Origin of the sequence: Sphingobacterium sp. 1.A.4 (genome assembly GCF_002734245.1) — a bacterium.
Classification (GTDB): Bacteria; Bacteroidota; Bacteroidia; order Sphingobacteriales; family Sphingobacteriaceae; genus Sphingobacterium; species Sphingobacterium tenebrionis.
Genome location: NZ_PEAZ01000085.1, coordinates 91,675 through 117,485 on the forward strand (window position 1 = coordinate 91,675; position 25,811 = coordinate 117,485).

General features: G+C 37.7%; 26 protein-coding genes and 1 tRNA gene. 15 read left to right on the forward strand and 12 right to left on the reverse strand.

Translation table 11 applies throughout. The annotated features are described in order from the left end of the window. Positions 1 to 8: 8 nt before the first annotated feature. The 5 genes from CRJ00_RS14625 (at position 9) to CRJ00_RS14645 (ending at position 5,316) form a co-directional block, all read left to right on the forward strand. Entirely contained in the window at positions 9 to 1,196 is a 1,188-nt protein-coding gene (locus CRJ00_RS14625) for a DUF1501 domain-containing protein (RefSeq protein ID WP_099367497.1), read from the forward strand. A 46-nt stretch (positions 1,197 to 1,242) separates the two neighbouring features. Further along, a complete protein-coding gene (locus CRJ00_RS14630; RefSeq protein ID WP_099367498.1) occupies positions 1,243 to 2,337 on the forward strand; it encodes a helix-turn-helix domain-containing protein in 1,095 nt (364 codons plus the stop codon). Between the two features lie 162 nt (positions 2,338 to 2,499). Continuing rightward, positions 2,500 to 2,838 carry a hypothetical protein gene (locus CRJ00_RS14635; RefSeq protein WP_144038169.1) on the forward strand — a complete coding sequence of 113 codons (339 nt, stop codon included), beginning with the start codon at positions 2,500 to 2,502 and terminating at the stop codon, positions 2,836 to 2,838. A gap of 40 nt (positions 2,839 to 2,878) precedes the next feature. Further along, the gene (locus tag CRJ00_RS14640) at positions 2,879 to 4,408 is read left to right on the forward strand and encodes an NAD(P)H-dependent oxidoreductase (RefSeq protein ID WP_099367500.1); all 1,530 of its coding nucleotides are present in this window, start codon (positions 2,879 to 2,881) and stop codon (positions 4,406 to 4,408) included. A gap of 38 nt (positions 4,409 to 4,446) precedes the next feature. Continuing rightward, positions 4,447 to 5,316 carry a hypothetical protein gene (locus CRJ00_RS14645; RefSeq protein WP_099367501.1) on the forward strand — a complete coding sequence of 290 codons (870 nt, stop codon included), beginning with the start codon at positions 4,447 to 4,449 and terminating at the stop codon, positions 5,314 to 5,316. Positions 5,317 to 5,349: 33 nt separating this feature from the next. On the opposite strand, the gene CRJ00_RS14650 is transcribed toward CRJ00_RS14645, so the two are convergent. The 4 genes from CRJ00_RS14650 to CRJ00_RS14665 form a co-directional block, all read right to left on the reverse strand. Beyond that, positions 5,350 to 6,054, reverse strand: coding sequence for a LuxR C-terminal-related transcriptional regulator (locus tag CRJ00_RS14650; protein WP_099367502.1), 705 nt, complete (start codon positions 6,052 to 6,054; stop codon positions 5,350 to 5,352). Positions 6,055 to 6,187: 133 nt separating this feature from the next. Then, a complete protein-coding gene (locus CRJ00_RS14655) occupies positions 6,188 to 7,048 on the reverse strand; it encodes a carboxymuconolactone decarboxylase family protein (protein WP_180268501.1) in 861 nt (286 codons plus the stop codon). A gap of 41 nt (positions 7,049 to 7,089) precedes the next feature. Beyond that, positions 7,090 to 7,881: a helix-turn-helix domain-containing protein gene (locus CRJ00_RS14660; protein WP_099367503.1), complete on the reverse strand. Its 792-nt coding sequence runs from the start codon at positions 7,879 to 7,881 to the stop codon at positions 7,090 to 7,092. 121 nt (positions 7,882 to 8,002) lie between these two features. After that, positions 8,003 to 8,695: a hypothetical protein gene (locus CRJ00_RS14665; RefSeq protein ID WP_099367504.1), complete on the reverse strand. Its 693-nt coding sequence runs from the start codon at positions 8,693 to 8,695 to the stop codon at positions 8,003 to 8,005. Positions 8,696 to 8,842: 147 nt separating this feature from the next. Here CRJ00_RS14665 and CRJ00_RS14670 point away from each other — a divergent pair, with 147 nt between their 5' ends. Both CRJ00_RS14670 and CRJ00_RS14675 read left to right on the forward strand, forming a co-directional pair. Next, a complete protein-coding gene (locus CRJ00_RS14670; protein ID WP_099367505.1) occupies positions 8,843 to 10,771 on the forward strand; it encodes a tetratricopeptide repeat-containing sensor histidine kinase in 1,929 nt (642 codons plus the stop codon). Between the two features lie 3 nt (positions 10,772 to 10,774). Then, a complete protein-coding gene (locus tag CRJ00_RS14675) occupies positions 10,775 to 11,398 on the forward strand; it encodes a response regulator (RefSeq protein ID WP_099367506.1) in 624 nt (207 codons plus the stop codon). Positions 11,399 to 11,415: 17 nt separating this feature from the next. On the opposite strand, the gene CRJ00_RS14680 is transcribed toward CRJ00_RS14675, so the two are convergent. From CRJ00_RS14680 to CRJ00_RS14700, 4 genes are all read right to left on the reverse strand, one after another. Further along, complete coding sequence (locus tag CRJ00_RS14680) at positions 11,416 to 12,054, reverse strand: DNA alkylation repair protein (RefSeq protein WP_099367507.1); 639 nt, start codon at positions 12,052 to 12,054, stop codon at positions 11,416 to 11,418. 29 nt (positions 12,055 to 12,083) lie between these two features. Then, positions 12,084 to 13,253 (reverse strand): RCC1 domain-containing protein, encoded by a 1,170-nt coding sequence (locus CRJ00_RS14685; RefSeq protein ID WP_099367508.1) that lies wholly within the window; start codon positions 13,251 to 13,253, stop codon positions 12,084 to 12,086. A gap of 542 nt (positions 13,254 to 13,795) precedes the next feature. Next, positions 13,796 to 13,868 (reverse strand) — tRNA-Lys (locus CRJ00_RS14690). 362 nt (positions 13,869 to 14,230) lie between these two features. Next, positions 14,231 to 14,542 (reverse strand): hypothetical protein, encoded by a 312-nt coding sequence (locus CRJ00_RS14700; protein ID WP_099367510.1) that lies wholly within the window; start codon positions 14,540 to 14,542, stop codon positions 14,231 to 14,233. A 203-nt stretch (positions 14,543 to 14,745) separates the two neighbouring features. Here CRJ00_RS14700 and CRJ00_RS14705 point away from each other — a divergent pair, with 203 nt between their 5' ends. The 7 genes from CRJ00_RS14705 (at position 14,746) to CRJ00_RS14735 (ending at position 21,700) form a co-directional block, all read left to right on the forward strand. Beyond that, positions 14,746 to 15,738, forward strand: a complete 993-nt coding sequence (locus CRJ00_RS14705) for a PLP-dependent cysteine synthase family protein (RefSeq protein ID WP_180268502.1) — start codon at positions 14,746 to 14,748, stop codon at positions 15,736 to 15,738. After that, a complete protein-coding gene (locus CRJ00_RS14710; protein ID WP_099367512.1) occupies positions 15,722 to 16,768 on the forward strand; it encodes a DUF6695 family protein in 1,047 nt (348 codons plus the stop codon). The genes CRJ00_RS14705 and CRJ00_RS14710 overlap by 17 nt, the downstream gene beginning before the upstream one ends. A gap of 14 nt (positions 16,769 to 16,782) precedes the next feature. Continuing rightward, entirely contained in the window at positions 16,783 to 17,151 is a 369-nt protein-coding gene (gene panD / locus CRJ00_RS14715; RefSeq protein ID WP_099367513.1) for an aspartate 1-decarboxylase, read from the forward strand. A gap of 237 nt (positions 17,152 to 17,388) precedes the next feature. After that, positions 17,389 to 18,060 (forward strand): hypothetical protein, encoded by a 672-nt coding sequence (locus CRJ00_RS14720; protein WP_099367514.1) that lies wholly within the window; start codon positions 17,389 to 17,391, stop codon positions 18,058 to 18,060. A gap of 25 nt (positions 18,061 to 18,085) precedes the next feature. Further along, entirely contained in the window at positions 18,086 to 20,080 is a 1,995-nt protein-coding gene (locus CRJ00_RS14725; RefSeq protein ID WP_099367515.1) for a hypothetical protein, read from the forward strand. A gap of 4 nt (positions 20,081 to 20,084) precedes the next feature. Beyond that, on the forward strand, positions 20,085 to 21,410 hold the full coding sequence (locus tag CRJ00_RS14730) for a hypothetical protein (RefSeq protein WP_144038170.1): 1,326 nt from the start codon (positions 20,085 to 20,087) through the stop codon (positions 21,408 to 21,410). Positions 21,411 to 21,472: 62 nt separating this feature from the next. Continuing rightward, positions 21,473 to 21,700, forward strand: a complete 228-nt coding sequence (locus CRJ00_RS14735; protein WP_099367517.1) for a hypothetical protein — start codon at positions 21,473 to 21,475, stop codon at positions 21,698 to 21,700. A 67-nt stretch (positions 21,701 to 21,767) separates the two neighbouring features. Here CRJ00_RS14735 and rplI read toward each other — a convergent pair whose 3' ends face one another. The 4 genes from rplI to CRJ00_RS14755 form a co-directional block, all read right to left on the reverse strand. After that, on the reverse strand, positions 21,768 to 22,211 hold the full coding sequence (rplI, locus tag CRJ00_RS14740) for a 50S ribosomal protein L9 (protein ID WP_099367518.1): 444 nt from the start codon (positions 22,209 to 22,211) through the stop codon (positions 21,768 to 21,770). A 13-nt stretch (positions 22,212 to 22,224) separates the two neighbouring features. Next, a complete protein-coding gene (gene rpsR / locus CRJ00_RS14745; protein ID WP_099367519.1) occupies positions 22,225 to 22,488 on the reverse strand; it encodes a 30S ribosomal protein S18 in 264 nt (87 codons plus the stop codon). Next, entirely contained in the window at positions 22,488 to 22,856 is a 369-nt protein-coding gene (gene rpsF, locus CRJ00_RS14750; RefSeq protein WP_099367520.1) for a 30S ribosomal protein S6, read from the reverse strand. Before rpsF ends, rpsR begins: the two co-directional genes overlap by 1 nt. A 589-nt stretch (positions 22,857 to 23,445) precedes the next feature. Next, entirely contained in the window at positions 23,446 to 24,651 is a 1,206-nt protein-coding gene (locus CRJ00_RS14755) for a pyridoxal phosphate-dependent aminotransferase (protein ID WP_257213802.1), read from the reverse strand. 133 nt (positions 24,652 to 24,784) lie between these two features. Here CRJ00_RS14755 and CRJ00_RS14760 point away from each other — a divergent pair, with 133 nt between their 5' ends. Next, entirely contained in the window at positions 24,785 to 25,759 is a 975-nt protein-coding gene (locus CRJ00_RS14760; RefSeq protein ID WP_099367521.1) for a bile acid:sodium symporter family protein, read from the forward strand. Positions 25,760 to 25,811: the final 52 nt, after the last annotated feature.

The window sequence follows — 25,811 nt, forward strand, 5'->3', positions numbered from 1 at the left end:
CTGAGAATATGTATATCAAGAGAAGAGAGTTTTTAAAGATGGGCAGTTTGGTTTCCGCATCTATGATGCTACCAAACTTTCTGAAGGCCTTGGAAATAGATAATTCACTCCAAAATAGGCCGAATATATTGGTAGTACTGCAATTTACAGGCGGAAATGATGGGTTGAATACCATCATCCCGACCCGAAATGATATTTATTTTCGGGAAAGAAGCCAAATTGGAATCAAAAATTCCCTGCGCCTGAATGATGAGGCCGGCATCAATCCTAACCTTGGCTTTTTCAATAAATTATATGAACAGGGCGAACTGGCGGTTTTAAATAATGTGGGGTATCCAAATCCGGATAAATCCCATTTTCGAAGCATGGATATTTGGCATTCGGCCAGCCGATCGGACGAATACCTGGAAACAGGTTGGTTAGGAAGGTATTTGGATGAAGCCTGTTACGATTGTCCGCATCCCACACAGGCATTGGAGGTGGATGATATGTTGAGCTTGGCCCTAAAAGGAAAGAATAATAAGGCTTTTGCGTTCAAGGAGCCACGGAAACTATACCAGTTGAGCCAGGAAAATTATCTTAAAACCCTAGCCCAGCAACATGATCATGAGGAAGAAACGGTTTCCTATCTGTACAGCACCTTAGGTTCAACCATCAATAATGCCGATTATATCTTTGATAAGAGCAAGACCAAAGCAACTGCTGATTCCTATCCAAACTCAGGATTAGGAAAGGAATTCAAGACCATTTCCTCGCTTATCAAATCGGATATCAATACCCGGGTATATTACCTATCTATCGGAAGTTTCGATACCCATGTGAACCAGAATGATAGACAAGGGAAGTTATTCCAGGAAATCAATGAAGCGGTAAAAGCTTTTGTTGCCGATTTGAAAAAACATGATCTTTTCAAGAATGTCTTATTGATGACCTTTTCGGAATTTGGAAGGAGGGTGGCACAGAATGCCAGCAATGGTACTGATCATGGAACGGCCAATCAACTTTTCTTTATCAGTGGAGGATTGAAGAAACAAGGGATGCTCAATGCGCTTCCGGATCTGAAAAACCTTCATGAAGGGGATTTGATATTTACAGAAGACTTTCGGAAGGTCTATGCTACGGTACTGAAGAATTGGCTCCAGGCTGATTCCAATAAAATTTTAGGCTGGAAGAATGGTTTGTACGACTTTGTGTAAATTGGCGCTTTAAACTTTGTGTATATTGCCGTTTTAATACCTACAGATGTTTACTTTCGAAGTCCTGATCAAAGCTTTTCTAATTGGAGGAATGTTCCTCCTTGCATTTCTTAATTTCAGCCATGCTGTACAAGTCAATCGGAAGGCGAATATTTGGTTCGGGGTGTTTGCTATTTTCTGGTCCACATTCTGGTTGGATGAAATGCTTTATCTTGGATCATTAAAACATCATGTTATCTATCAAATCGGCATGGTATTCATTCAATTTTTGGTGCCGCTTACCTTTTTGATCAGTGTTTATTATTATACTAATCCAGATTATAAATTCGGGAAATATCGAATTATTCTTTTCTTGGTTCCACTCCTGATACTGATTGCCCTGTCCTTAAAAGAAGTATTATCTGAAAAGACTTATCATATCCTGATTTTGGTCCTGTTCTTTAGCCATGCCATTACCTGTGTGGTTTTGGCGTATTTTAAGGTACATCGGCATCAAAAGCTTATCCAATCGTTTTCATCCCATACCCAAGATGTGGATCTGCGGTGGATAAAATATATTATCTATTCTTTTATAGCATCATCCTTTTTGATCCTTGCTTATAACCTGCTCTTGCCCAATAGGAACCTGAATATTTTTGCGAATCTATTCTTCTTGTTTATCCTTTATTTGGTCGCGTTTTACTCCATCCGACAGAAGGAGATATTCCCTAAAGGTTTGGACATTGTTGAAGAGCTTGAAAAATCGGAGGAAGAGGAGTCCAAACCCAACCAACAAAAGATCAAATTGATGAGTGATGAGGATCTTATGGCTGGTAAAGAAAGATTGATGCAATTGATGGAACAGCAGGAGGCTTTTCTGGATACGGAATTAAACCTCTTGAAATTGGCTAATCAAATGGAACTCAGTAGCCATCAATTGTCCTACATCATCAATAACGGTTTTCAGCAAAACTTTTTCCAGTTCATCAATTCATTCCGAGTAGAGCGAGCCAAAGAACTATTGTTAGATCCAAAGATGATGCCTTATAATATCGTTTCGATCGGATTCTCTTCTGGATTCAATTCCAAGACGGCCTTCAATACGGTTTTTAAGAACAGCACCGGATTGACACCCACTGCATATCGGCAACAGCACAGTTAACTTGATCGGATTTATAAATCCGAACTTTTAAGCATCTGTAAACCTGGCTATTGACTGCGGTTGATGGTATTGGTTCAGTTCTATAAGTTGAAACCTATATACGACTTGTAGCTTCTAATTTTGATCTTGATAGTTAATGGATTAACACAAAATTAGATGATCATGTATCAAGAAGAAATTGCCATTCATGCAGATGTAGAATTGCTGGAGAAATTATTGGTTCAACATCGATATATTCAAGCATGGGAGCAGGGGTTTGAAATTTTTAAGGAGCTGCAGGTGGATGCAGCGAAAAAATGCATCGTGCATTGGGATATTGAAAACAATGTAGATTATATCTATACGTTGAGGGAGAATATAATTGGGGTAAATTTAACTTTGGCTGCAGACCTGGACCCGACTGATCAACATATTCCTGAGCGATTGGAAAGTTCCAGGACCTATATCTCCAATATAATACCAAAAATCAAACGATTGGCGGAAGAATTGTATTTCGATTAAACAGTTGCTTGGCTTTATTGTTCTTTCTAAAAGAACAGGTATGAAGGAAGCAAGCATTAAGGTTTTGGTTATTTTGGGGCATCCCCGTAAAGACAGCTATAATGCGGCCTTGGCCGAATCCTATGTAGCAGGGGCAAGGGCAGCTGGGGCGCATGTGGAATACTTGCATGTCGCTGACCTTCATTTCGATCTGCATGTTCAGATCCCTTCCCCGCAGGATCAATTTGAAGAGGAAGACCTCAAAGAGGCCAAACGGTTGGTCAAATGGGCGGATCATCTTGTTTTTGTCTATCCGACCTGGTGGGGAAATATGCCGGCCTTATTAAAGGGATTTATCGATCGGGTGTTTGTTCCTGGGTTTGCCTTTTACGAGATTCAACCGGATGCCTTTAAAAAATTGCTCAGCCCAAAAACTGCCCAGTTGATCATTACCATGGATACGCCTGTATTGATAGACCGTTTGATCAATGGAGCACCTTCAAGAAGATCTTTGGAAAATGCTACTTTAAAATTCTGTGGGGTGAGTCCTGTAAGGAGTATGCTGATCAGTCCGGTAAAACATTCTTCTGATGAAAAAAAGGAGGAGTGGCTGACTAAGGCCTACCAGAAAGGAAAGGCGCTTGAAAATGGCGTCCTTACTCCTTGGGAAAAGTTGATGGACCAGGTCATGCCCTGGATCAAGGCGATCAGATTGCAATTCTATCCCATGACCTTCTTTGCCTATGCTATCGGTGCCTTTTTGTATGCAGAACTAGCAGGGTCTTTTAACCCTTGGATTTTCGTATTGGGATATCTGGATCTTTTTGTGATCGAGGTGATCACGGTTTTCAGTAACGATTATTTAGATCGGGAAACCGATCGGTTGAATAAGCATTTCAGTACATTTTCTGGGGGATCAAGGGTATTGGTCGATGGTGTGTTGAGTGAAAAAGCTTATACCAATTCCTTAAAATATCTGTTGATAGTATTGGCGGTTCTCTGTGTGTTCATGGGCATATTCGCTATTGCCTCTGCTATGCAAGTTTTGTTGGTTACTGTCCTTTTGTTTTTGATTGCGGTATCTTATACGGCCGCGCCTTTACGTTTTTCCTACAATGGTTGGGGCGAGATTGTGGTGGGGTTTACGCATAGTTTTGCCGTTATTATCTGTGGTTTTGTTTATCAGGGTGGAGCGTTGAATAATATTTATTCTTGGGTGGTTGGTATTCCTTTGTTCTTTTCCATTGTTCCGGCGATTATCATGGCGGGAATACCTGATCATGATGCCGACCTAGCTGCTGGAAAAGGAACCTTGGTGGTTAGGCTTGGTAAGGTGAGGGCGACTTATTTGGCGGGGCTTTCCGTTTTGTTGTCCATGAGTTCTGTACTTCTTTTGAAGAAGGATGTGCTGTTGGATTGGGTTTATTCAGATATTATCTATGTAGCCTTTTTGCACGGCGGTTGGTTGTTATATTTACTTTACCAATACATCAATAAAGCCGATAAACCTGCTCGTATTGATGGCATTATGGGCATTGCGCTTATGTATATCCTTTGGTATACCTTAGTACCTTTTTTTAATCTTTTATAAAGTTTCATTTTTTGAAATAATATTAAGATATTTTCCAGATGAACCGATATTTTTTAATTTTCCTTCTTTGTATTTCTGTTGTAGGTTTTGCAAATGGTCAAGATACAATTCCATTTAAGCTTAATGATCATTACAATATTTTGGTTAAAGGCTTGATCAATGAAAAGGACTCTGCTGATCTCATGTTCCAGATTTCTATGCAGGAAGCTTCATTGGCACCTAATCGGGAGCGGAAAATGAGTTCGGTGAAGTTTGATACGACAGAGTTTCCTGAAGGTTTGAGCAAGGTTAATCGCATTCAGGTAGCTGGAGTTACGGTAGATAGTATCTGGATCTGGGATAATGAACTTACAGGCTATGGTGCTGAGGGTAAAATTGGGTTAAAAATGTTCCAAAATAAGGTGTTTAAGATGGATTTTGATGCCTCTAAATTTGTGGTTTACGAAGGGTTGCCGGATATTAAGGCATACAGCAAATTACCGCTTAAACTAAATAGGGGTCAACTTTTTGTAGAAGCATCAAGTAGTAGCGGGGAGAAGATGCAAACCGACGAATTTTTACTTCAATCTGGATTTTCTGGAGCTGTCCTTTATAAGCAAAAAATTTCAGAAGATCTTAAGTTGGAAGAGCTTCCGGTTATAGAGAAAAAGATAATGAAAAATTCTTCAGGTCAGGAAGTTCATAATATGGTTTCCGTTTTACCGAATTTTCAGTTAGGTGCTTTTCAATTTAATGAAGTTCCTGCAAATTTCTTTTTAGGCGATGGTTTTCAACAACGCTCCAATTATTTAGGAGCGGACATGATCCATAGATTCAATTGGATTATAGATATCAAAGGCGGATTTGCCTATATACAGAAGAATAAGAATTTTGATGATCCTTATTATTTTAGGAAGAAGGCGAATTAATTATTTGGGCAGGAAGTAGTTTTGTGTGAAAGTTTAGATCAAATCGAAAATTACGGCAAATTTTAAGAGATCCGCAAAATTCTCGCATTCAATCTTTCTGATCAGGTTTTTTCGATGGGTTGAAACGGTTAGTGGGGATAAGAATAGCATTTCAGCAATCTCCTTAGTGGATTTACCATTAGCTACCAGTTTAATGATTTCTTTTTCTCTCTTTGTCAATAAAGCAAATTTCTTATAATTATTTTGGATAAAGCTATTTTGTTCCAGCGTTTTATTCACTCGGGATATGAGATGGTCCATTCCGATGATTGGTGAGGATAGAATAATGATTTTATGATCCATTCGAATACCTAGATCAAAGGAAACAACCTTGAGGACGGTGTAAAACCAAGTGTAAAAATCATCTTTATGAAGTTTTACCCGTTGAAAAAAATTATACTGCTTGTCGAAATCGCCGATCTTCAGGTAATTGTCCATCCCCACAAATATGTGCTTAGACTCTTCTTTTACAAAGTATTGATCGTAATATGACTCGCCAAGATGATTGATTTCATCCACCGAAGTACCCAAACGTTCACAACCCCAATTGTTCATATAGGTGCACCCGATGGGTTGTAGCCCATCCAGATCATGAACCATCAAGGAAGCAGGAACAATTTCGCCTACATCTGCGATTTGAAGGTCCCCAACCTTAAGGCCTTTAGAAATGCCATGCATTTGTAAATTGAAAATATCCATTAATATGGGTAATTGGTTTGTTTTGTGTTAATTCTAATTTATGCTTTAAAAAATTAATTAACAAAAATATTTAATAAATAGATGGTATTTAATATTGCATAATAAGTAAGAGTGGGCAGAGCTGGAAGGTGAGCTACCTTCCTGCTAAAACTTCTCTCAGAGCATTTGTGCCGTTGATGGCTGAAGGAAAGCCTGAGGAAACAGTCATCAATAGCATAATTTCTTTTATTTCATCCTCTTTTAATCCAATATTTAACCCTGCATTTATATGAAATTTTAACTGCTGTTGGGCTGTTCCCAAGGCGGTTAGGGCAGAAATTGTAGCTATCTGCCGGTGTCTTTTACTTAAATTATCTCTTGAAAAAATATCAGCATAGGCATATTCGAGAGTAAACTGAACCAGTTCGGGTGAAAAATCATCATACGTGTTTTTAAGTTTTTCTACTTGCAGACTATCTAAAGCCGATAATTCCTGTTCGCCTAAACTCTTACGATCTGATACCTTATTCACATTTGCAATTTTTCCTAAATTATCTTTTATCCCTTTTCTTTGTCTTTCTGATAGTACTTCTTTAAGGGCGTTCATCCCATTAATACTACTTGGAAAACCCGAATAAACGGACATCTGTAAGATCACTTCTTTCAATTCATTGATTGAACTTCCAGTATTCAAAGCCCCAATTATATGCACCTTTAACTGTGGTTGGGCATTGCCCATGGCAGTCAATGCAGCCACTACAGCAATTTCCTTTGATTTCAGATCCAATGTTTCTCTTGAATAGATATCGCCAAAGGCATATTCAACAATATACTTACCTAAATCTGGCGATATATCGGCCAAACTATTGATAACATGTTCACCGGCTTCACCGTCTATTTCTTTGAGTTTTTCCAAACCCAGTTTATACCTTTCAGACTGACTCATAATTTTATCTGTTTGTCCGCTTGCATTTATACTGCATATTAAAAGCGAAAGGATGGCTACTAATTTCATCTTTTTTAATAGTAAAATTAGTCTAAGAAGTGGCCACAGGGTTAGGACTTTATACTATTTTTTAGGTACTTTTCTCGGAATCCGGTAGGAGAATAACCAGCTTTCTTGTTAAAGATTCTAGCAAAATAGGAACTATCCTCAAATCCCAACTTAAAAGCAATCTCACTGGTGTTTAAAGACGAATATAACATCAATCTTTTGGCTTCGGTAATTTTCAGTTCCAGTTGTAATTGCTTAGCTGATAGACCAGTTTCATCTTTGCAGGTTTGGTTCAATAGACCTGAAGTAATGCCAAGTTCATTTGCATATTGATCTATACTGTGGTTTTTGTCAAGATTTTCGGAAATAAGTTCTTTAAAATCTGAAATAACAGAGTTTGAAGTTGGGCTGAAAGCTATATTTGGTCGTAAAAGGGATAGTAAATAAGATATACCTGATAATTGATTGTTTCCGGAGAGCATGCGATCAAAAATCTCCTTTATAAAAGGAATGTCTTCTTGCAATAGATCAAGGAAGGGGTAATTAAAATCAACATTTAATTGTTTTGCATTTGGGGCATCAATAAGAATAAAGTATCCACAGCTGTCAATGGAATAATTCCAATTATGGATCTGTTTAGGGTTAATAGAAAAAATTCTATTTGGGTAAATTTCATATTCCTTAAAGTCGATTACATTAAATCCTTCACCATTTGTGAACCAGACCAAGGAATAAAAATCGTGTCTGTGTGGCCATTCTAAAATAGGGTCGGGGGTATCTTCAAATACGCCGATGTAATAACCAAGAGATTGATTTAAATGCGGTAGGATATCGCTTATGGAATAAACTTTCATTTATTTCTTTTCTTAAAATTTCAAAAATGCTTGTAGTCCAGCGTATTGCTGAGAATGTTTTACAAAAAAAAGGATTATGAAATTCTATATCCATAATCCCTTTCTAAAAGGAAATGTTTACTTAATTAACAACATACAACCTTAAATAATCATACTCAATAGTTGTACTGCTAGATCCTGAATTCTCTTCCCATTGGGCAAGGCCTAAACCAATCGCATTTAATGTATTTATACCGCTGTTATTCCAAGTATGAATTACCGTACCATTAATCGCAAGTTTAAGATTTCCACCTTCCAATTCAGCTGTAAAGGTAGCCGGTTTAGTGATATCAACTGCTTCATGAGCTGTCCAATTTAAGATTACCTCTGATTTTCCATCTTTAATTTTAGCAATGGAGAAGTATTGGTTCTTAGAAATGTACAGGTAGATTTGGTCAATCTGACCAGCTACTGCACTTTGCTTTCCATTTAGAACAATGCACGCCGCGCCGTTTCCACTTGTTAATTGGAGTGATGTCTCCATCAACTGTTTCTTCTCCTGGTCGGTAAAATAATTATGCTGCATAAAGGCATAATTAGAATAAAAGGCAGTTAGCTTATGGATATATTTACCATTGGCCATAGATACGTTATACGTATTGTTGTTATAGGTTCCGGTAAACCAATCAGATTTACCACCGTTAAAATTCTCTTCATAAATCTGTTTGTAGTCCTTATCAATGGGATCCGTAGTTTCGTCCTTGCTACAGGAGCTGTAAAATAGGCATAAAGCAATGGCGAAGAGGGCAGCGAATATTCTTTTGTGTGTTTTCATAGTTGTATATTTTTTGGGTTAAAACAAAAATAACGGTATCCATAACCTAGGTCAATCCTTAAAAAGGCGTATTTCTTACTACCTGTTTTCTGGTAGATGCTTTTTGGTTATCTTTATAAGCACTAATTATACATCTTCTGCAAATAAATGATTCGAAATTATCTTTTGATGCTATGCTTCTCTTTGGTCCATTTTATCATTTGGGGACAGGAAATTGAGCAACTTGATAAGTCCTTGAAGGATGCGACAACGGAAGAACAGCGTTTTAAGGCTTTGTTGGAACTATCGGATTATTGGTCGTATCAGGATACCTTACAAGCTAAAAAATATCTTCTTCAGGCTAAGCCACTGATCCGTGGAAAGGATTTGTTGCAGGGCATCTATTTATTTTACGAGGCAGGATTTTATTATGGCAATAATAACCCAAAGAGCCAAGCCATTTACATGCAAGCCGAAAAATACTTTAAGAAAATAGATACTAAGGAATCCTATCGGTACAGGGCAAAGTTATGGCATAATTATGGGGCATTGGAACAACAAAAAGATGATGATAAAGCATTTTTAGACATCACCATCAAACATTGTATTCCTTATGCCTTAAAATCTGGGGATTCAGATTTATTGATGAGTTATTTTACGGATGTCGGAATGCTTTTTTATAACCATAAGGAATACGAAAAAGCATTAGAATATTATTTTAAGGCCATAAGTTTGGTAAAATCTCCTGAACAGGAAACCGAAAACCTGCTTTGGGCTTATCATAATATGTTCGACACCTATTATATGCAGAACAAATTGGATAAGTGTAAAGATGTATTGGAGAAATCGGAAATCTTATTGAACAAATTGCCGAGTAAAAAATTAGCAGCCCTATTCTATAAGAATAAGGCCAGGATTCTTATCAAAGAGAAGAAATTTGATGAGGCGCAACAGGCAATTTCTGCAGGCATGAAATTAGCAGATCAATATAATCTGTATTGGGACAAATTTGCCTTAAAATACGAGAAAGCACAGGCTTATAAGGAAGCAGGAGATATGGTTTCAGCAAAAAAGGAACTTTCGGAGCTATTAGAAGATCCCCGTGGTACGATGAGCAAAAGCCGATTAGTGATGATCAATGAGATTGCGGGAATGGAGGCTAGTTTGGGGAATTTTGAACAGGCATATCGCTGGACTCGTGAATATAAAGTCTTGAGTGATAGCCTTGGGGCATTAGACTTCAAAAAACTGATGGCTGAGCTGGAAACAAAATACCGTACGGCCGAAAAAGAACAAGCGATCAACTTATTGGAAAGTAGAAATCTATTAAACCGAACCTTCATGATTTCGGGTCTTGTGGTTGCCGGCTTGATTGGACTTTGGATTTGGTATGCCTGGAACGCTAGAAAGAAAAGAACGATACAGGAAACCCTATTGTTAAAACAACAGCGGGAAATCGATGTGGCAAAAGCATTGATTGAAGGAGAGGAGCAGGAAAGAAAACGGCTTGCCCGGGATTTGCACGATGGATTGATCGGACAGGTTACGGGATTAAAAATGAATGTGGAACGTATTGCTCGGGACCATCAAGGTAAACACCATCAGGATGGACATACCCATCATCAAGTGGATTTAGCGGTTGTAACCGAACAGTTGGGGACGGTGATCTCAGAACTTCGACAAACTGCACATAACCTTGAACCAATCGTTTTGAAGAATGATGGTTTTGAGGAAGCCATTCGACATTTTTGTCAGCAAATGGAATCCACTTCAACTAAGATCAATTTTTATGCTCGAGGATTGGAATCCTTAAAGGACAGCAATATAGAGTTGCCCTTATTGCGTATTATACAGGAACTGATAACCAATGCGGTGAAACATGCGGATGCTTCTAAGATCCTTGTTCAAGTAGGAGTGGAGGATAATTTTGTGCTAATTGAGGTGGAAGATGATGGCAAGGGTTTCGATCCAAACCAAATAAGAAGAAATATGGGTCTTCATAATTTAGAAGATCGAGTTATTGCCTTAGGTGGAAAATTGAAAATTGATTCCCAAATAGGAGAAGGTTCCAATTTTATGATTACATGCCAAATTTAAAATATGATTCGTACGATTATTTGTGATGATCATCCGTTGATTACACAAGGTTTGAGTAGCTATCTGTTACCACATGAGGAAATTAAAGTGCTTGCGGCTGCAGCCAGTTTAACTGAACTCCGGAACTTGCTTAAGGTTTTGGAGGCTGATGTATTGCTTTTGGATATTCAATTGCCTGATGGTAATGGGTTGGTGGTTTGTTCGGAAATAAAACAAGCCTATCCCGATTTACTCATTTTAGGTTTGAGTAATCTGGATGATCGGAATATGATGCTTCAGATGTTGCAGCATGGTGCATCGGGCTACCTGTTAAAAAGTGCACCGATGGAGGAGATTGTGCGAGCTATTACGAATATAGCCGCTGGTGGGATTTATATTGGCGAAGCCGCTCAAAAAGTTATGGCGATAAGCAAGGTAAATCCGAAGGAGGAAATTCCTGCCCTTACCCGCAGGGAAAAGGAAGTAATAAATTATTTAGCACAAGGTTTAAGTTCTGTACAAATGGCAGAACTGTTGTTTGTAAGCCCAGCAACGGTGGATACCCACCGAAGAAATCTTCTTCAGAAATTTAATGTGAATAAAACGGTGAACCTATTGCAAAAGGTTAAGGATTTGGGATTGATGTAGTATTTATCATGTGCGAATTATAAATTCCGCTTGTTACTTTCTATTCTTATAAACTCTGGCAAATATTCCGGAGTACATCCTTTGGATACTGTTTTTTCTTTGAAAAGGCCAGTTTTTTCACCAAGTGCAATACATCGATTTCGGAGCTCTTTTTCATAAACACCTATCCAACCTGCCGTGAAATTCATGGCCCATTGCACTTCTAATACCTCCTTATCTATTCCTGATTCAATTTTTGATAATAATTCTTGACTATCAGTCGGCTTTTGCCCAACCCAACGTAAACGACCTTGATAATACCAATAAACCCTTCTCTGGAGTGAAGATGGACTATTCTCCCAAGTATTCATTAATGCAATTGTATTTTTGTCCTTTGATAATTGGTTGGCCATTAACCAGTCAATTAATTGAATCCTTTCATTTTCATTATGTTGCATAATATCTTTATCCAACTTATCAATAGTTTCTGGAGATAGTTGCTTCTTATCCATGATTAAAATTGCCAATTGACGTGCTAAAAACACCTTTGATGACCACAGCTCCAAAGCTAATTCATGGTCTCTTTTAATGTCATTTGCGATTTTTCTTAAGTCGCCAAGTTTAGTTTTGTCACTAATTTGACTCAAGATATTTTCTGCTTTGGTAAAATTATTCATTGCAATTTGTTGGTATTAATCGATTAGTTCTACGGCATTTCGAATTCAGTAAAAGTAGTGAATTTTTGGATGGCTGACTGTTGAATTTCTTTAAAAGCATTGCGACCGGTCATCATGTATTTATCGTTTTGCAGTATTACAATATGGCGATTATAATTGTGTGCCGACATGTAAGTTACATTCTCCGCTATCTGGATAAAAATAAGACTACGATCTGGTGTAGCCATACCCATTTGTCCATAATTATTAGTGCCGGATGCCCAAAGCGTTCCATTTTCTTTAAGAAAAAAACAGGTATATCCCATGGGGAAGACCTCTTTTACTTGATCAGCAATTCGGTGGGGGTAGATGGGTTCAATACTGCCACTCGGACTAACGCCAATACCTTGGGTACCATTGGCATTGGTGCCGAAAGACCAGGCTGAGCGGTCTTTTTTAATGACCATAACATTATTTCCGTTTGCACGCACAATTCTCACATCTTCCATTACCTTCCCGAAAGTGCGTTGGTCTCCGTCGGTAAGATAGCCTAGCTTGCCATAATTATCATCTCCAGCAGACCAAAGCGAGTTATCATTTTTTAAAAGATAAATAGTATTAAATCCTACAGCAATTTGCTTTACACCACTGGCAATTTGGGTAAGCGGTAATTCTTGATCACTAGCAGTTCCTAATCCGAATTGACCATTTGAATTTTTACCAAGTGCCCAAACCGTACCATCATATTTCAATAGTGCCGCGAAATACTGGCCCTCCACTACATCTTTTACGTTGTCTGCTACTTTTTCCGTAGCTTTTTGATTAACAAATTCGGGTTTTTCATCACTTGGTAAAATAGGTGATCTCCATACGGAATTGTCTTTTCTGAGTACATATAGCCGCTCCGCATTATGAGCATTTGCAATTTTCTTTACATTGCTTTCTAGTTGTATATATCCGGCTTTATTTACACCAGGGGAAGTACTAAATATTCGCCCTCTTGCCCAAAGCGTCCCATCTTCTTTAACAATATAGGTGGCATCATCAATGGTATAAATAGGAAACGGTCGTTCAGATCCTCCCCAAACTTGGTCTAGATCTTCATCTTCAATATCGTCTTTATCTTTTTTACAAGATTGGAATGCGATAGTGCTTATGGTGATTAAAACGAGCCATAAAATGCCGCCAACATTTGAAATTGATTTCCTTCCTATTTTCATGATTACTTGTTTTTACAAGAATATGAAGAAAGAACCGAATCTATATGATGGATGAGTCAACAAATCCTGTAATTTACTTACAATGGTATATACAAATTATCTACATTTTCTATTGGTAATCTTTATTGTAGGTTAATATTTTTCAAATCCTTTGGATTAAGCAAGAAATCTTAACGAATATTATCCATTTTCTCTTAGTCGTTTCTATGCTATGCCTTCAAAATATGTTTGAATTTGGGTAAGAATCGTGGTTTAAGTAAGGTTTAAGCAGGGTGGAAGTATGGGAAAAGTATGTAAAGCATACATTTTACATACTTTTAGTATACTTTCAGTATGGTTTTATTTCGAAGCTAACTATAAGAAAATTGAGTTCTTATGGAAGGTATTTTCTTTACCGGTATGCGAAATAGATACTTATGCTTAAAATATCAAATTAAATGGAATCTTCTTCGAAATAATATTTAAAAATAGTTTAGGCATGGCGCCTTTGGTCTAACTACTAAATACAAAAAAAGCAACTCCAAAAGAGTTGCTTTTTTCTGTGATCCCGCTGGGACTCGAACCCAGGACCCATACATTAAAAGTGTATTGCTCTACCAGCTGAGCTACGGAATCGGAATTCTTTGTTTAAAAGAACCACTTCGTTGTTTGAAGTGATGCAAAGGTAGACTTTTCACCTGAAATTGCAAACTTATTGTAAAGTTATTTTTAAATAATTTCTAAACTTCCTCATTTTGAAAGCATTAATTTTTGAAGGAATAGCAGGGGAATATTTACGGATTCTCCTAAAAAAATATGGGAATGGAAATGACTTTTCCGCGTCATTGCGAGGAGGTACGACGAAGCAATCTTTGGCCTCTGTCATCCTGAGCGGAGTCGAAGGATCTGTACATTGGACTACGAACAGATGCTTCGACTACGCTCAGCATGACATTCTGGAAGATTGCTTCGTTCCTCGCAATGACGGATAAAACTACTTAATCCCTACGGATATACTCCCTATCATCATCCGATAACCCATCTCTCTCATCCTTCAAAAACTCCTCATCCTCAGGCGCCAAATACCCCACATTAGGATTCGAGACCCCATACTCTTTCGGGTGTTTTGCCTTCCTGCGGAATAATATCCCGCCAACGGCTACCCCCATCAAAAAGAATATCCCAAGAATGATCAATTTCGAAGTCCTGATCTCTGTAAATAACCAAAAAGTCGCTTCTTCCTTATTATTGAATAAAATAAGCAATAGCAACGCTAATAGTACAGCTATGATGATTGATTTCGGTTTCATATTGTTACGGTTTCCAACAAATTTAAATATTTAATTGTAACTTTTCTGATAAGAATTAGCGTATTAACACCATTTCAGCCATTTCCTTCAACAATTTGGCTTGGTAGTTGTTTTATTTAGAAATAAAAACGGGTATCTTATCGTTATAAATAATAACAAGAAACCAAATAATAACAGGAAACATCATTCAATTCGGAGAGACTTTGCTAAGAGAAAAGATTGGAAATACAGCACTCCATAAACACACTGAACTATCAGCGCGTTATGGGGTCAATATTTTTATAAAAGAGGAATACCATAATCCAGGAAAATCAGCCAAAGACAGGGTTGCATTATTCATGATGGAAGAAGCGATCAAACAAAATAGGCTTCCCAAAGGGGGCACATTCGTTGAAGCAAGCAGTGGCAATACAGGGATCAGTGTGGCGATGATCGCCAAAGAGATGGGTTATAAAAGTAAGATTTTTGTTTCCCAGTCCTGTTCCCAGGAGAAGATAGAGGTTTTGGAGAGCTATGGTGCAGAGGTGGTTGTTTGTGAGAATTCGAATGGATTGCATGATTTTCAATCAACCCAATACCTCGCCCAAGCATATGCTGCAAATACCGAAGATGCCTATTTTACGAACCAGTATTATAATTCGTCCAACATCAGAGCACATTATAAAACTACAGGACCTGAAATCTGGAATCAGACAGCAGGTAAAGTTAGCCATGTGCTGATCGGGATGGGAACTGGAGGGACCATATCCGGGGTTGGAAGATACCTTAAAGAAATGAACCCAAGCATCAAGGTTTTTGGCGTAGAGCCTAATAATTCAGTGTATCAGCATTTCCTGATCCAACAGAAACTGCCTGAGATGGAGGTTAAATTTGATTCCATTGAAGGTATCGGAAGGACTTTTATTCCAGGGTCGTTCGATGTAAACACGGTTGACCGGGTATTTCAGGTTTCTTTGGAGGCTAGCAAAGAAATGGCACATGAATTTGCACTGGAATTCAACCAGCTTTTAGGCTATTCGAGTGCTGCCGTATTGGCTGCCTTAGATAAGCACATAGGTGCCATGGATTTAAAGCCAGCAGATAATCTGGTGCTCTTGTTTCCGGATTACGGTGATCGGTATCTGGAAAAACTATACAAAGATTTTTATTGGATTTCAAAAGCAAAGGTAGCGCGGAAAGATGCAACGATACAATGATATAGCCATACCACTTGCCTGGCCAGATCAAACGGCTAGGGGTGATGAATTATGGATGTCTTTCTTTAAGAAATTAGGGGTGGTAAAGAACCTGAATTTTAAAGTTGGGCATGCGGCTATCGTATTGGTTGAACGGAAATCCGGCTTGATCAAATACTACGATTTCGGTCGGTATATTGTACCTAGGGGCTATGGTAGAGCAAGATCTGCCGAGTTTGATCCGCGATTAAAAATAGACACAAAAGCCCAGTTTGATGAAAATGGCGAATTGCAAAATCTGAATGCTATCTTATTGGAATTAAGGGCAAAAGAAGCTGCGACCCATGGTGGTGGAAAACTGTTATGTTCTGTTTCCTATCATATTTCATTCGAAAAGGCCGTAAAATTTGCGGAAGATCTGGTGGATCAAGGGCCTATATTATATGGAGCATTGGCTGCAAAAAACAATTCCTGTTCGAGGTATGTGGCACAGATCTTAGTAGAAGGTATGAAGCCAAAGGATAAGCGAATCCAGAAGATCCTGTATCCGGAAAACATTAAGGCAAGCCCGACGAGTAATGTGGTTAATGCGGTGGAGGATAATGAAATAGTTATTTTGGAAAGGAATGTAATCGAGAAATGGAAGCTGAACCGCTGGGAATCCTTAAAATTCCAGATCGGTTTATTGAAGCCTAATTTTTTCTCTTCCCATGCTAAATCCTTGCCAGATGATAATATTTTAGGGTATATTGATGAGCCTTACAAGCCCATGCATGTCCCTGAACAGGCTACTTGGTTAGGGGGATTAGGTGAAGGCAGTTGGTTTTATCTCCAAGAAAAGAGTTTTGGGTATGAGATCAGGAAATACAATGCGAAAGGAGAAACGGAATATCAGGTAATGGCACAGGCGGATGAAGACTTGGATATGGAAAAGCCTTTTGAATTTTCTTACCATGTGCATTATCATAAACATATCATTAAGCAAAATCAGAAAGAAATTATATTTTTAACAATTCATTTGGCCGATCAGGCCATCAAACAATCTATTTAGGAAGTAAACAATCTATGGAATTAAAATTATTAAAAGCGAAAATTCATACAGTCAAAGTTACAGAGGCAAACGTGGCCTATAATGGTTCGATTACCATTGATGCCGATTTATTGGATGCAGCAGGTATTGTGAAATACGAGCAGGTATACATCAATAACGCAGTAAATGGAAGTCGTATCATGACTTACGTATTGCCTGGAAAACGGGGTAGTGGAGAGGTTTGTATGAACGGTGGGGCGGCGTTGCATGCTAAGGTAGGAGATACGGTACATATTTTATCGTTCATAAACCTTAGTCCCGAAGAAGCAGAAACTTATCAACCTACATTGGTCTTTACGGAAGGTAATAACCAAATTAAATCAGTTGAGAAATATAATTATTAAATAATAATTATTTGATGGATAGGCAGTACCTTGATTATTAGGGTACTGCCTATTTTCATTTATTGCCTTTAAAGATTTGTAAATAAATAACTAATTATTCACAGAATTGTGGCATATTGCTTGTATTAAGCAGGATATTGTATTTATTATATAATTTGAACAAACTATTAATTAGTCTAGTCAATAAAATTCTTTAGGTTTACTCCAGTTTATTATTGCTATTTTTTTAAAGAAAATATGAAGCGTATTATTCATTTTATGATCTGTCTGTTGAGCATTTTTTGCTTAACATCCTGTTTTGATGTAGTGGAAGAAATCAACATGAAATCCAATGGTTCCGGCACTATCCAAGGAACTTTGAACCTCAGTAAAAGTAAAACCAAAGTGGCTTCCTTAATGAAATTGGATAAAATTGATGGTATCCAGATCCCAAATCAGGCGGAAATAAGGAAGGAAATGGCAGTCATCGTCAATCTATTAAAAAACACCCCTGGAATCAGCAATGTTAAGCAGCGTTTGGATTTTGACAATTATATTGCCAGCATCAGCTGTGATTTCCAGAATGTGCAAGCCTTGAATGCTTATACCAACACTTTATCCAAGCACTTTAAAGCGAAGATAAACAGTTATTCCAGCTATAGTTATGATGCCGGAACTAAAACGCTGAAAAGAAATTATAAACACAGTACGGAAGGAAAGAAGGAATTCGAAAAATTAAGACCAGAAAATAGGCAATCTTTCGGACAGGCCTTTTATACAAGTATCTATCGTTTTGAGAATTTGGTAGCAAAACAACAGAATAATCTAGCGAAGGTATCACCAAATAAGAAGGCGGTGATGTTAAAGGTCAATATTCCTGATCTGATAAATGGAAAGGTGGACCTGACGAATACCATCGTTTTAAAATAGAAACATTAACCCTAATACATATAATATGAAAATGATTAGACTAGTCGCTGTTCTTGCGACGGTTGGATGGAGCAACATGATTCATGCCCAAGACTTATTGAAAAAGGTTCCTGAGGAAGCTCAAGTAGTCATGGCGATGAATGGAAAGGCTTTTTTTAAGCACGTGGATGCAGCTGAAGTGAATAAGATCTTCCAGAATATAGGGTTCTTTGATAATGTTTTCGGCAAAAAGAATAAGATAAGTAAGGAGAACATCCAAGAATTAGGTCTTGACCTGAATTCCAAGGCCTATATCCATGCCCAGATCACGGATAGTGTTCAATACATCGGGGCATTGTTTCCAATAGCCAATGTAGCGCAATTAGAAGAGGTCCTGCCTAAAGATAAAAAAATACAGACGGTAGATGGCCTGAAAACCTTGTATACCTCAGACGGTACATTAAGGATGTCCTGGGATGACAATACCCTTTATTTTCTGGGTGCTGTCCCTATGTTCAATTATTTTAATAACGAAGAGATCAGAACAAGATACGGCCTGAAGGAAGATCCTAAATATAATTATGATGATGCAGCAGCAGCAACTACCGTGGAAGCTTACCCAGATACGGTTTATGTAGATACGACTATAACTGAGGTCGAAGTTCCACCGGTTAAGCAAGGTGAAATCAAAGAGGTTGAATTCGAAGAAGGAGAAGAATTTATAGTTCCGCCGGCATCTCCTCCAGCTAAAGGAACAGAAATAGAAGAGGATGAATATGCTTATGTAGATTCGGTTTTGGAACGTGATGAATATCAGGATGATTATTATAAGGTGTATGCCGAAGTATCTCAGCATAATGATTCCGTAAAGAATGTCTTGATGGCTCAATGGGTCAACCAAAGATTTACGCAGATATTGGACGGTAAGATAGGTTATAGCAAGTCAAAAACTTTCTCCAGAATGAAGGATAATGAATTGATGCGTTTAGAAATGAAGAACTTTAATGATTTCTATAGTCTATATTATCCAATGGATCTATTTTACGGAACATTTGGTGCTAAGCCAATTTTCGATTATGGCTATGAATCTTTAGCAGGAAGTTTGATCGTTGATGGTCCTCAGTTGAAATTCGTAGGAGACCTTGGCCTGGACAAGGAAATGACGAAATATTTTAAGGATATCTATAAAAACAAGTTCAATTCTAAGTTTTTTGAATTTTTAGATCCAAATGCGTTGGGTTTTATTTCATTGAACATGAACTCGGAGGCTTACATCAAGCATATGCCAAGTCTGGTTAAAAAAGTATATGGTAATATGGCAGGCGATAAGGTAGGTAATATCATCGATCTGTTTGCGACCATCGCTGATGTAACCTTGGATGAAAAAGCTCTTGGTAAAGTAATCAAAGGCGATAATCTATTCGTTGTGAATGGTGTAACCAAACAAGAGGTGAAATATAAGGATTACCAATACGATGATGATTATAATTATACCGAGGTGGAGCGCACGAAAATGGAAACTTTGCCTCAATTTATATGGATGTTCTCTTCGGATGATACCCGTATTTTTGAAAAGATTATCAATGTAGGTAAATCGGAAAATTCCATTGAAGACCATGGTGGTATTTTTGAATTAAAAATAAACGACAGATCTGGCATCAAACCCTATTTATTAATTGATAAAGGAATAGTATTTTTATCCAATGATTTACAGAAATTGAAGGATATCAAATCCAAAACTTTCCGCGGGAAAGGCGATGCAAGTTTTGTTTCCTTTGTGAAGAATAACCCAGTATCCATGGTATTCAATGCAAAACAGGTACCTTCATTGGTGAAGGAGTTGGACATTCCTATTCACCGGAATATAGAAGAAACGATCAATGAATTGTCGCAATATGGCAACCTTTATTTTGTTTCTAAAAAAGTGAAAGGTAATAATGCAGGTTTTGAAATTGGGGTTGATTTCCCGAAAACCAAACCAAATGCGGTGAGTTTTATGGTGGATGCCATCAATAAATTAACCTTGAAGTTTAAAGACTAATTCCATGCGAATTTTAAAAAAGATACTTTATGTTATTTTAGGACTTATGGTGGTTATCGCCATAAGTCTTTTTGTATTAAGAACCATTAGGGCGAACCAGGCGGATAAGATCAGGATTCCGAAAGATTCCCAAGCCATGCTCCATATCAAAGTGGATAACCTTTTGCTCAAAATGGGAAGTAACTCTTTGATGAATTGGAATGCTTATTATGGTTCGAAAGGAAAAGATAGCACTTCTGCTGATAAAGTGAAAATATGGGGTATGGGGATTGATGTTCCTGGGCATCTCTACTTCTTTTCCTTGCCTGGGAGAGAATCGACGTATTACACCATTTTAAGGGTTTCTGATTTTGCCAAGGCAAAACAGTTTTTAACTGATAAATTAGGTATGGAGGCACAGCAAGGTCTTTCTTCTTCCAATGAACTATTTTACACAAAAGGCGATCTGCGTATTTTATTATCGGATTCCAAGTTAGTCGTAGGGTTAGGGAAAGAAAATCAAGGAAATCTGGAACCTATGAAAGCTTTACTCCAAGATGATCAACAAGATTGGGTAAATGCAAAGGAACAATTTGATGCAAAGAGAAACAGTAACCTGGGCGATATGACCTGGCAAGGAGAGGGGAAGAATTACCTTAGCCTCAAATTCTCTGCTGGTACAGCAACCTTGACCGGAACATTAGCTTCCGATTCCTATCGGTTTCCGAAGGCTACCAAAAAGCTGAAGACTGATTCGCACGATTCCTTATTGGTGCATTTGGAAATCAATAATGATTTAGGTGCCATGGTTAATTTGAACAACTTATTGAGCGATTCAACCAGCAGTACACCGTTGGATAGCATTTCAAACTATCTAGGGAATTATTTGAGCTTACGGATATCCAACAAGGAAATCACACAGGTAGATTCGATAGTCAGCTATGATTATGATGATAATTTTGAAATGATCGAAAAGAAGACCTTAAATGAAACCCAAGTTCCGGATATCCATTTAAACATCATGGGATCACCACATTTACTATCCTTAGTTCCTGAAAAGATATTCTATAAATTCCATAAATCGGAACATGCTGGCCTTTTAAATTTAACTACAGCTGGACAGCAGCAAGGTCAGGAGGAAACATTAGTGCCATCTGACCGGGTTTTCCATTTTTATTATAAGAACAGTCCATTGATCGGAAAATACTTTGCTTTCGTGCCGAGTTATGAAAAACTGGATTACCTGGAGATAAACGGAAAATCCTCACAACCCACTGAAATCAATTTGATTGGGCGAATTCATTTTAAGAATCAAGATCTGAATAGCTTCTTTCAACTCATTAATTTTTAAATAGAATTGACTTTTGGCTTAGTATTTGGTCTAACACCTATAGAAACAAGAAATAATAAGATATGAAGAGATTAATGGGATTAATTCTAATAGCGGTGATGGCCTTCAGTGTAAGCTCTTGTTATGTGAGTGATCATCGCCGTGGTCATGTTCCTCCAGGACAAGCGAAGAAACGTTATGGTGGTAAATCTGCAAAACGTTATGCCCCTGGACAGCAAAAGAAGAAATACAAAAACAATAAGGGGAATAATAAACCTTACAAACGTCATGATGTGTACTGGCCGAATTAAGGTTAGTATTCGAACATAAAAAAAGTCGCTTCATTTGAAGCGACTTTTATTTTTTTATCCGTAAAGCTTATTCTGCTACTACTTCGAAAGGAACTTGAACTTTAACCTCTTTGTGAAGGTTTAAGTTAGCGATGTATTCGCCTAAAGTTTTAGGTTCAGTTTCGAAAGTGATGCGACGACGGTCAACATCGTAACCTTGCGCTTTAAGAGCGTCAGCGATTTGGATGCTGTTCACTTTACCAAAGATTTTACCAGTTTCACCAGCTTTAGCACCGATAGATAATTTTACCGATTCTAATTTACCAGCTAATTCCGTAGCATCTTTCTTGATTTTATCTTGTTTGAACTGAGCTTGTTTAATGTTCTCAGCTAATACTTTTTTTGCAGATGATGTTGCCAATACTGCAAATCCTTGAGGAATTAAGTAGTTACGGCCGAAACCTGGTTTTACTACTACGATATCGTCTTTCTCTCCAAGGTGTTTAACATCTTGTCTTAATATAACTTCCATTATCGTATCCTCCTTATTTTAATGAATCAGTTACGTAAGGTAATAGTCCGATGATACGCGCACGTTTCACCGCTTGAGCTACTTTACGTTGAAATTTCAATGATGTACCTGTTAATCGACGAGGTAAGATTTTACCTTGATCATTAACGAACTTCAATAAGAAGTTAGCGTCTTTGTAGTCGATGTATTTAATACCGTTCTTTCTGAAACGACAGTATTTTTTACGGTTGTCCTCTACTTTAGGGGCTGTTACGTACTGGATATTTTCGTTTGCCATTAGTTTGCTGCCTCCTCAGTTTTAGTTTCTACTTTCTTGTTGAATGCTCCGCTACGTTTTTTCTCGTTGTAAGCAACTGCATGCTTGTCAAGAGAGATAGTTAAGAAACGCATCACACGCTCATCACGTTTGTAGTCAACCTCTAATTTTTTGATTAATTCACCTGGAGCCTTGAATTCAGTTAAGTGATAGAACCCAGTTGTTTTTTTCTGGATCGGATACGCTAATTTTCTCAAACCCCAATTATCTTCAGCGATAATTTCGGCTCCGCCTTCTACTAAGATGTCTTTGAATTTAGTGATTACTTCTTTCGCAGCATCTTCTGAAAGCAACGGGGTAAGAATGATTACAGATTCGTACTGTTGCATTGTTTAAATAATTATGTTAATGAATTCTTGCCGTAGTTATTTTAACGGACGTGCAAAAATAGGTAAATGTTTGTAAATAGGCAAGTAATGATTTCTTTTTTATGATATTTATGTTAAAAATAGATGTTGTAAACAGCTATGTAGTTGTTCGGTTACAATTCTAATTAAACCAAATTCAATTCCTTGGCACAAGACCAATACTTTCGCACTTTTGCCATAGATAATTAGTAATAATATTTCGGACATTAAAATAGTGGTTGAATTGAGTTTGATAAAAAAGTTGCCTTGGTGGGCAAAGATTTCATTTTCTGTAGGAGCGGGGATTGTATTAGGATGTTTGATCGGAGAAGTTATTTACCAATCCTTACTATAATAGCATAATCTAAACATGTTGAACATGTTTATTAATTATAGTTTTTTATTATCTTATATTTATTTTAGTTGGTTAGTATAAAGCTCGACTTTGCAGTCGAGCTTTTATATTTTCAAAGTATCCTTGTCATTGCGACTATCTCGTCATTACGACCATATCGTCATTCCGAGGAACTTTCCACGTCATTGCGAGGAGGTACGACGAAGCAATCTTCCTTTAAACCAATTTTCCCAATGCTTCCTTAATCCTCTTTAACGCTTCAATTAAATTCTCATCGGATGCCGCATAAGAAAGACGGATATAATTATTATTCCCAAAAGAATCTCCACCTACAGTAGCCACATGACCATAGTTCAAAAGATACAAGGCAAGATCCGCAGAATCCTTAATCACATTTCCATCAGGATCATGCTTTCCGAAAAAAGAACTGATTTCCGGGAAGAAATAGAACGCGCCATCAGGAAGGTTCGTTTTCACACCTGGGATATCATTCAACAAATCATAAACCAATTGACGACGACGAGCAAAAGCCTCTTTCATTTGATTTACCGAATCCAATCCCTGTTCGTAAGCCGCGATTCCTGCGCGTTGTGAGATAGAGCAAGTTCCTGAAGTTGTCTGTCCTTGCATCTTATCATTGGCTGCTGCGATTTCTTTGTTTGCTGCGATATAGCCCAAGCGCCATCCAGTCATCGCAAATGCTTTCGAAAAACCATTTACAATGATCACCCTGTCTTTTACAGAAGGAAATTGCGCGATAGACTCATGCTGGTCCACAAAATTGATATGCTCATAGATCTCATCAGAGATGATGAAGATCTGTGGATGTTTTTCAAATACTTTTACCAATGCCGCCAATTCATCCTTTGAATAAACGGATCCGGTAGGATTACAAGGAGAGGAGAACATGAACACCTTACTTTTTGGAGTAATGGCAGCTTCTAATTGTTCCGGAGTGATCTTAAAGTCTGCATCGATTTCAGTATCAATGAAAACGGATTTACCCTCTGCCAAAGTCACCATTTCAGAGTAGGAAACCCAATAAGGTGTAGGGATGATCACTTCATCTCCTGGATTTACCAAGGTCAACAATACATTGGAAAGAGACTGCTTAGCACCAGTTGAAACCACAATCTGGGAAATGTCATAATCTAAACTGTTTTCGGTCTTTAGTTTATTGACGATTGCCTGACGTAAATCAGGATATCCTGGTACAGGTGAATAGCGGGTATAGTTTTCGTCCAACGCCTTCTTAGCAGCATCTTTTACATGCTCTGGCGTGTTGAAATCCGGTTCTCCGACACTAAGACTGATAACGTTGATACCTTTGGCCGCTAATTCACGACCTAGTTTCGTCATTTTTAAAGTTGCTGATTCAGAAAGATTGTTTATTCTTTCCGATAAATAGGATGTTGTACTCATGATATTGCAAATATATTATATACAATTTATTAATGATACGAAAAATGTAAGAATTTCAGTTCTCTGCTGTAACATTTTAAAAAATCAGCGGAAATAAGCCTTTGCTGAAATTTATGATAGCTTTGTATCTGATATGGGAAATCGACTGAAATGGAAATTGGATGGGTTTATTGTTGCTTTAATAGCCATGATCATCCTTGCGTATATATACCCAGATCTAGTGGAAATAGGAAATGGGCGATTCATTTCCGTGCTAAGCAGCGTAGGTATCGCATTGGTCTTTTTCTTTTACGGATTGAAACTTAGTTTTTCGGAAATAAAGGCCGGTATGAAGAATTGGAAACTCCATATTTCGGTACAGCTGTTTACTTTTATCTTATTTCCGGTCTTGGTGCTTTTGTTTCGCCCTTTTGTCCAGACAGAAACCCAAGAACAATTTTGGTTATCTTTTTATTTTTTAGCTGCCTTGCCATCTACGGTTACTTCTTCCGTAGTAATGGTCGCTATTGCTAAAGGTAATATTCCAGCGTCTATTTTTAATGCGAGCATTTCCGGATTGATTGGGGTATTGATGACACCACTACTCATGCACTTTTTCTTAGAGGTAACCGAAGTCAATATGTTTGCTGAATTGTACTTAGGTTTATTACTTGAAGTGATACTTCCAGTTATTCTTGGCTTAATTCTGCAAAAATATTGGGGAAATTGGGCCCATCAATATGGAAAAACATTAACGAAATTTGATAAGGCCGTTGTGTTGTTGATCGTTTATAGTAGTTTTTCCGAATCCTTTATCTCCGATGTATTTCATGCGATCGGGACTTCCTACTTGTTAAGTTTATTTGCTGGAGTAATCCTACTGTTTTTCATTTCCTATGGGCTCATATTTCTGATCCTTAAGTTTGTGCTAAAATTCAATCGTGAAGATCGTATTACCGGATTGTTCTGCGGATCTAAAAAGTCTTTGACCCATGGTAGTGTTTTTGCCAAATTTATCTTCGCAAATAATCCCAAATTGGGATTGTATTTTTTGCCGTTGATGGTCTATCATGCTTTCCAGATATTCGTTGTAACCATCATTGCCCAAACGATTAGGAAAACAACATGAAGAAAAAGGATATTAAACGTATATTTAATAATTACATTTGCCCCTCTAAAAA